The organism is Psychrobacter nivimaris (assembly GCF_009812035.1).
GTDB lineage: Bacteria > Pseudomonadota > Gammaproteobacteria > Pseudomonadales > Moraxellaceae > Psychrobacter > Psychrobacter nivimaris.
Map to the genome: position 1 here is coordinate 1 of NZ_VZIZ01000052.1, position 6,942 is coordinate 6,942.

Consider the following 6,942-nt stretch of genomic DNA (forward strand, 5'->3'; position numbering starts at 1 on the left):
GAAGCTGTTCGCCGGTCTTGTTAATTTCGAGCTTAGCTTATGACTTTTGCAAGAGGTCTAACTTTTTGGGAGTATATTGTGAGTGAGCAACATGTTTACATTTATGTTAGAGAACGAGACCATATAATAAGCGACGAACAAAAAGAAAAAGCGTTTTCGCTTTTTGACGAAAATATTATTGAGTGTGAACATGAACCCTATTTTGACGCAGTTGAAAATTTAGAACTAACCCATTCAAATGTTATTATTACTAGCCCATTTATTATGACCGCTGGAGATTTTGTAGCAACCAATAGATTTTGGCAATTAGATGACAATGACAACGAAGAATTTGAAAGCGATATTAATGAAACCATATCTATTCGCCCAAAAATATTACAAGAATTAGAAAACATACTAGGTACTAAAGTTGCTGTTGTATGGGAGCATCGAGATTAGCAACCGTAGGCTGGGCTTTTACCATGTAGGGTTGATTAGATAACATTGACTAAGTTGTTCTCACGGTTGAAGGTTGCGAGCAACAACAAGAACTTTACCTCTTCACTACGTCAACACAACTTACTTTCATTAAAAAGCCGCCTACACAAACGTATAGGCGGCTTTTCTACGCTACTCAAAATAGAGAAATTATTTAAGACTTATTAGATACAGCATCCTCAAAGATCACTTTCAGGAAGCTTGTAATCTGAGTGCTTCTCATTAGATACGGATTAAAGTCAGCACCTGCCGAGAAGCTTTTTAGGGTATATGCTTCGTCTTCTGCACTTGATGTTAAATATTTTATTAAAAACCCATCCCACCTACGTTCTTCTATTTCCTCAATCTCACTGAGGTGGGGTACTAGGTAAGAGTACTCACTGATTAATTTTACTAGTATTTCATTGATAAGAGGTCTTGGACCTTCAATATTTTGAATAAAGTAATTGTCATTCACGACAAGCGCTGAGGTTACACCAATTTTTTCATTATTCCTTCGCCATTGCTCAAGCAGACGAGCCAACCCTATCCCATTATTACTGTCACTATTTCTGCCAATATACGTTAGGCTGAGAGTAATATGCTCACCATGTCTTTTTCTATTTTCTAAAGGTTGGCTGGTAGTGATATGCACAAGAAACCTTATTTATAAAAAATTATCTAAATCAAAAAATACTTTATAGACGGCTTTTTTACGCCAATTAAAATAGATGACTCTTATGATATGTAAATGCTACTCACTTAAAACCTATCGGATTCAGCCCCTTCAAATATCGCTGTTAGAAAATTTTCAATCTGAGTACTTTTCATTAGATAAGGATTGAAATCAAAACCTGCTGAGAAACTTTTTAAGGCATACTCCTCATCTTCGACACTTTCCGTCAGGTGTTTGGTTGGTCGTTATATACATAAGAAAATCCATTTATATAATAGGTATATAAATTAATATACACTTTATCATAAAGTATAATCAATAAAACTCTTGAGAATTGACCAGCTTCTTATCATCCATAGCTTAAAATAACATGGCAAAAACAGGTATCACTAGGTCATTTTTAGTAGTTAAATCCTACAAGAGTCAGGTATGAATAGTCACTTATGAACATCCGCCAATATTCTGTCCAATTGCTAAGAAAACATCCTTTACCGCTACTGCTAACTTGCTTTCAACAAAAAGCCGCCTATACAAAACAAACGTATGGACGGCTTTTCTATTCTAGCTAGGGCAAGTGGCTATTACCTATTCTAAGAGGTAAATGCTTAAAAACTAAATGCTATTCATTTAAAGTTAATTAGATTCAGCATTTTCAAAAACTGCCTTCAAGAAACTTTCAATCTGAGAGCTTTTCATTAGATAAGGATTGTAGTCGGAGCCTGCTGAGAAGTTCTTTAGAGCATGCTCTTCATCTTCAACGCTTGAGGTTAGATGTTTAACTAAAAACCCATTCCATTGGCGCGATTCTATTTCCTCTATATTCACAATATTATGGACAATAGTTGAATGCTGGTCAAGTATCTTTTCCAAGGCAGTATTGATAGCAGGTCTTGTTCCTTGAAAACTTTGAACGAAATAACCTTCACTAATGACTAAAGCTGAAACGATATCGTTTTCTTCAAAATATCTGCGCCAGTACTCAAGTGCGCGAGTCAGCTCAATCCCAGAATCTAGATCGACATTTTTGGCGATATATGTCATGTGGATAAGAATATGTTCGCCATGCCTTTTTCTATCTTCTGAAGGTTGGCTTGTCGTTATGTTCATAAGAAACCTTATTTATAAAAAATTCATTCAAATCAAGGTATACTTCAAGATAAAGTATAATTAATAACGTTTTTTACCATTTGCTATGATTTTTTTAGATTTATAACATAGAAGTTTCAATGATATAGCATACCGATATCCATAGTAGTAAAATTATACTACAAAGTTGTCACGTTCAGTATCTTGGCATTATTCTAATAGTTAACAAGCCTAATCTATATTCTCCTATAGCCCTACCTCAATGCCCTTATATGACTGAGCCACGTTTACTTATTGACTCAATATTATAAACATCAATCAGATGCTTTAATGTCTATTAAGCTAGCCCGTTTATAGGTATATGAAACATAACCTACCCTCAATAAAAAGCCGTCTGTGCTATGTATACACAGTTTGGTATAGGCGGCTTTATTGCATACTAATTGTTGCATATTGATTGAATAGCTAACGTATCAATACCGACCCATCTCGACTGTTGTTTCAGCAAGTACTGAATCGCCTTGCCATGCTTGTACATCTACCGTATACAGATGGTTTTTGCCACCAGAGCAAGGCGGCTTATATGCACCGCCCGCCTCGCCTCGCCTCGCCTTTACGGTTACGGTATTCTGCGACCATCTCAATACCTACTGGTACTTCGTAAGTATGACCAAATACTCGTGGTACTTCTGCACTCGTAGCACTCTCTGGTAGCGCGAACTCCACGATACCATGGCCACCATGCTGCATACGTTTGTTGCTTACATCGTTATAGACGAATACCAAGCTCTCCGTGCCTGTCAGAATGTTTGAAACAGTCATGCTAGGCGTGGCTGGGCTTTTACCGTCATAGTTTAAACATTGCTGCCCCTCAGGTATTTTCTTGCCATTCCAAGCAGCATCATTAAATTTAACATCCATTGCAAAAGCATTGGCAGATAAAGCTAATGTTGCAAAAACTGTAACCGGTTTTAAGGTGAAAAAGTTCATGCTTGTTCCTTTAGGTAGCCGATGCATTAATAAGAGTAGACCATCTTATTTCGTAGATTAATTTTGATAATTGAATATAACTTTATAATACATAGACACGGTTAAGTTAATCATATCGTTTAGCATTTTTGTTAATCCTCTGGACAAGCAATGAGCGGTTCTACAGGCTACATCCAAATACTGTCTCAATAAGCATGCTTGTAGCATCATAGGTTACTCGATAGGTATTTATCTGATTGGGTATGTTGTAGTAGTATCTGAATCATTGTATCTACACGACTAAAAATAATAGGATTATCATGTTTATCGAAGATAAGATTGCCAAAGAAAGTATGACTACTAAGATCTCGACCCCAAAAATCATCTTTTTTGACATCGATGATACCTTGAGCCGTCACGGCATCATCGCTGAACACAATAAAGCGACGCTTGAGCAGCTTGCAGATACCGATATTAAACTAGTGATTTCGACTGGTCGTTCTAAAGCCATACTGCCTGAAGATATTCTAGCGTTGCTTCATGCAGATATATTGGATGCCATTATTTGTATGAATGGACAATATAGTTTTGATAAAAGCGGCCGAATCAGCCACTACCCGTTAACGGCTGAACAGACAGATAAAATCGTGCGTCTGTGCCAGCAGAGTGATTTGATTCATAAGTTTGACTCTGCCACTCATATCGCTTGGTCAGATGAAAATGAACGTTTGCGCGAGTTCAATGCGGTCACACCCAACTCGATCCTTGACCCTGAGTACTACAAATCAAATACCGTCTATCAGTGCTCGGTATTTTTTAACAATCAGCAAGAAAAAATGCAAGACATCGACTTTGCTCAGTATGATTTAAAGCTGGTACATTGGCATCAGATTGGTGCCGATATATTGCCAGCAGAGGCATCAAAAGCCCGCGGTATCAAAGATATGTGCGAGTACTATGCAGTAGATGCAAGCGAATGTATGGCCTTTGGTGATGGTATGAACGACCTAGAAATGTTCGACTTGGTTGGATTTGCTGTGGCCATGGGAGATGCACAGCCAGCTTTAATAGAACGCGCTGACTTCGTCACTGGGACGATTGAAGAGTATGGTATTCAAACCGTGCTTAATCAGTTAGCAATGAAGTCGTAAGACTGTTCAGGCACATAAAGCCATTAATGTTTATTTAAAAAAAGCTCTTGCTAGCTGACTAGTACGGGCTTCTTATTATGGGCTAGTTTTATATAGAAAATACAAATGAAATCTTTAGCAATGACTCCAATACCTTGAAGATCGTTTTTTCATTTTACAAATTCAATAGAGCGTTAAGCAATCAGTTAAGGCCTCAATTAAGGCATTGTCAATCCACCATCGACGGCGATAGATTGTCCAGTAATAGCCATGCTCAAATCAGATGCCATGAGCAATACTGAACTGGCAAAGTCCGCTACCGAAGTCGCTTGGCGCAGGGGCGTTGTAGTCGCGATATAATCAAATACCTCTTCAGTGGTTAAGCTGCTTGCGTCGGTAGTTTTTAATAAGCCACCTGCTAGCAAATTAACCCGAATACCATACTGTCCAAGCTCGCTCGCTAGGTTGCGGGTCAGTCCAATCAATGCTGATTTAGCCGTGGTGTAATCATAATAGGTAACCACTGGGTTGTAGACAAGATTGGTCGAGATATTAATAATTTTACCTACTTGCTGCGCTTTCATTTGCGGCAGCACCGCTTTCACCATATTGACCGCGCCTTTGACGATACCGTTCATTTGTTGCGAAAAGTGCGACCACTTTACTGTTTCAATACTGGTGTACGCAGCGCTTGGATTGAACTGATAACTGGGCAAGGCATTATTGACCAATATATCGATACGTCCATAACGAGTGATGACTTCAGCTGCCATGGCTTGTACTTGCTCAAACTCAGTGACATCCGCCTGATAAGTAAATGCTTGACCGCCTGTCGCGATGATATCAGTCACTACTGCCTCAGCAGCCTCTTTACTATTGAGGTAGTTGACGCAAACGATAGCGCCTGCTGCTGCCATTTTCTGTGCAATCTGTGCACCAAGTCCACGACTGGCACCAGTGACTATGGCGACTTTATCCGTAAGCAATGCCGGTATAACTGAGTGGCTTTTATTGAAGGCGTTTTGAGTTGAGGTACTTTCGGTCATTGCGCTGTATCCTTTATTATTATGGTATGGTTGGTGTCTTAGAGCCAAAAGCTTATACTTACTTAGATGATGTTCGTCATACTTCGGTCTGCGCCAATCATAGCATGGTTATATACTATCTTTTTTCGATTCGACGTTAGCAGCTCGCTAATAATTCTACCCAAAATTAGCTGTCATTCAGTTAGTTTTGCTACCCACCTCATTAGCCCAACTGGCTATTTTTATTAGTATTGTTAAGTATTACCTTAATAACAACCCTTTAAATTGTATAAATGAATGACCATAATAGTTTTATTGGCCATGTCAGGCTTGTATCTTTTTGGCTTTTTATTAGATTTTTCTGATTTGCATTATCTTTATTTAGGAGAGATATTTTGACCCATTTATCATCGTCCCATCCAACTACTCACACCTCGGCTAGTGTCGGTCGTATAGTGCCAAAAGCATTATTAGCGGCGGCTGTCGGCTTGGTGCTTGCCAGCTGTAGCAACTCTGATAATGCAGCGGATGGCAGCGCTGCGGCGAGCAATGAGACGCTGAACCTTTACAACTGGTCAGAATATATGCCGCAAGAGATTTTAGATGGTTTTGAAGAAGAGACTGGCATCTCAGTTAATTACACCACGTTTGACTCTAACGAAGCCATGTATGCCAAGCTCAAACTATTGGATGATTCTAGTCAGTATGACTTAGCAATTCCATCGACTTATTATGTCGAAAAAATGGCGAAAGAAGGGCTGTTGCAAGAACTAGATAAATCTAAATTGAGCAACTTCAAAAACCTTGATACCTCATTTACCAATACTAAAGTCGATCCTGACAACAAATACTCTATCCCTTATATGTGGGGCAGCACTGGTCTAGCCATTAACGGTGACAGTGTCGATCCGAAAACTGTCAATAGCTGGAATGACCTATGGGATCCTAAGTATAAGGGTCAGGTGATGCTGACTAACGACGTGCGTGAAGTCTTTGGTATGGCACTGCTGACTCTTGGCTACTCAGGTAATAGTAGCAATCCTGACGAAATCGAAGCCGCTTACGATAAGCTCACCACGTTGATGCCAAACGTCAAAACCTTTAACTCTGATGCGACACGTATGCCATATATCGAAGGTGAGACTGCGCTTGGTATGACATGGAATGGTGAAGCAGTCATGGCCAATGACGAAGGTTTGACTAGCTTGGTTTATAAGTATCCAACCGAAGGCGCTATCTTATGGATGGACAACTTTGTCATTCCAAAAAACGCCAAGCAAGTTGATGCAGCACATAAATTTATTGATTACTTATTGCGTCCTGAAAATGCAAAAATTGTCAGCGAAGAGATTGGCTACGCATCACCAAACATAGCAGCGCGTGAGCTGATGGATGAGAGCGTCCAAAACAATCCAACGATTTATCCTTCTAAAGAAGTATTAGCAAAAGCTGAGTTCCAAGAAGATGTGGGCGACGAAGCGTTGCAAGTGTATCAACAGTATTGGGATAAGCTAAAGACTGGTCGTTAATAGTTTTGATTTAGGGTGTGTTGACATATATAGAATAATTGATAATCATAGTGTTATGACTAGATTAACCC

The 6,942-nt window shown here is 39.2% G+C and carries 7 protein-coding genes; 3 read left to right on the forward strand and 4 right to left on the reverse strand.

What is annotated here, in order from left to right; all coding sequences use genetic code 11:
- The first annotated feature begins 78 nt into the window (after nt 1-78).
- Complete coding sequence (locus FQV37_RS14065) at nt 79-438, forward strand: hypothetical protein (RefSeq protein WP_160023821.1); 360 nt, start codon at nt 79-81, stop codon at nt 436-438.
- 193 nt (nt 439-631) lie between these two features.
- Here FQV37_RS14065 and FQV37_RS14070 read toward each other — a convergent pair whose 3' ends face one another.
- From FQV37_RS14070 to FQV37_RS14080, 3 genes are all read right to left on the reverse strand, one after another.
- Nucleotides 632-1,111, reverse strand: a complete 480-nt coding sequence (locus FQV37_RS14070; RefSeq protein ID WP_160023823.1) for a BLUF domain-containing protein — start codon at nt 1,109-1,111, stop codon at nt 632-634.
- Between the two features lie 654 nt (nt 1,112-1,765).
- The gene (locus FQV37_RS14075; protein WP_160023825.1) at nt 1,766-2,239 is read right to left on the reverse strand and encodes a BLUF domain-containing protein; all 474 of its coding nucleotides are present in this window, start codon (nt 2,237-2,239) and stop codon (nt 1,766-1,768) included.
- 558 nt (nt 2,240-2,797) lie between these two features.
- The gene (locus tag FQV37_RS14080; RefSeq protein ID WP_160023827.1) at nt 2,798-3,208 is read right to left on the reverse strand and encodes a hypothetical protein; all 411 of its coding nucleotides are present in this window, start codon (nt 3,206-3,208) and stop codon (nt 2,798-2,800) included.
- A 299-nt stretch (nt 3,209-3,507) separates the two neighbouring features.
- On the opposite strand from FQV37_RS14080, the gene FQV37_RS14085 reads away from it, so the two are divergent.
- Nucleotides 3,508-4,338: a Cof-type HAD-IIB family hydrolase gene (locus FQV37_RS14085; protein WP_160023829.1), complete on the forward strand. Its 831-nt coding sequence runs from the start codon at nt 3,508-3,510 to the stop codon at nt 4,336-4,338.
- 197 nt (nt 4,339-4,535) lie between these two features.
- On the opposite strand, the gene FQV37_RS14090 is transcribed toward FQV37_RS14085, so the two are convergent.
- A complete protein-coding gene (locus tag FQV37_RS14090; RefSeq protein ID WP_160023831.1) occupies nt 4,536-5,363 on the reverse strand; it encodes a 3-oxoacyl-ACP reductase in 828 nt (275 codons plus the stop codon).
- Between the two features lie 374 nt (nt 5,364-5,737).
- On the opposite strand from FQV37_RS14090, the gene FQV37_RS14095 reads away from it, so the two are divergent.
- Nucleotides 5,738-6,871: an ABC transporter substrate-binding protein gene (locus tag FQV37_RS14095; RefSeq protein WP_057761690.1), complete on the forward strand. Its 1,134-nt coding sequence runs from the start codon at nt 5,738-5,740 to the stop codon at nt 6,869-6,871.
- Nucleotides 6,872-6,942: the final 71 nt, after the last annotated feature.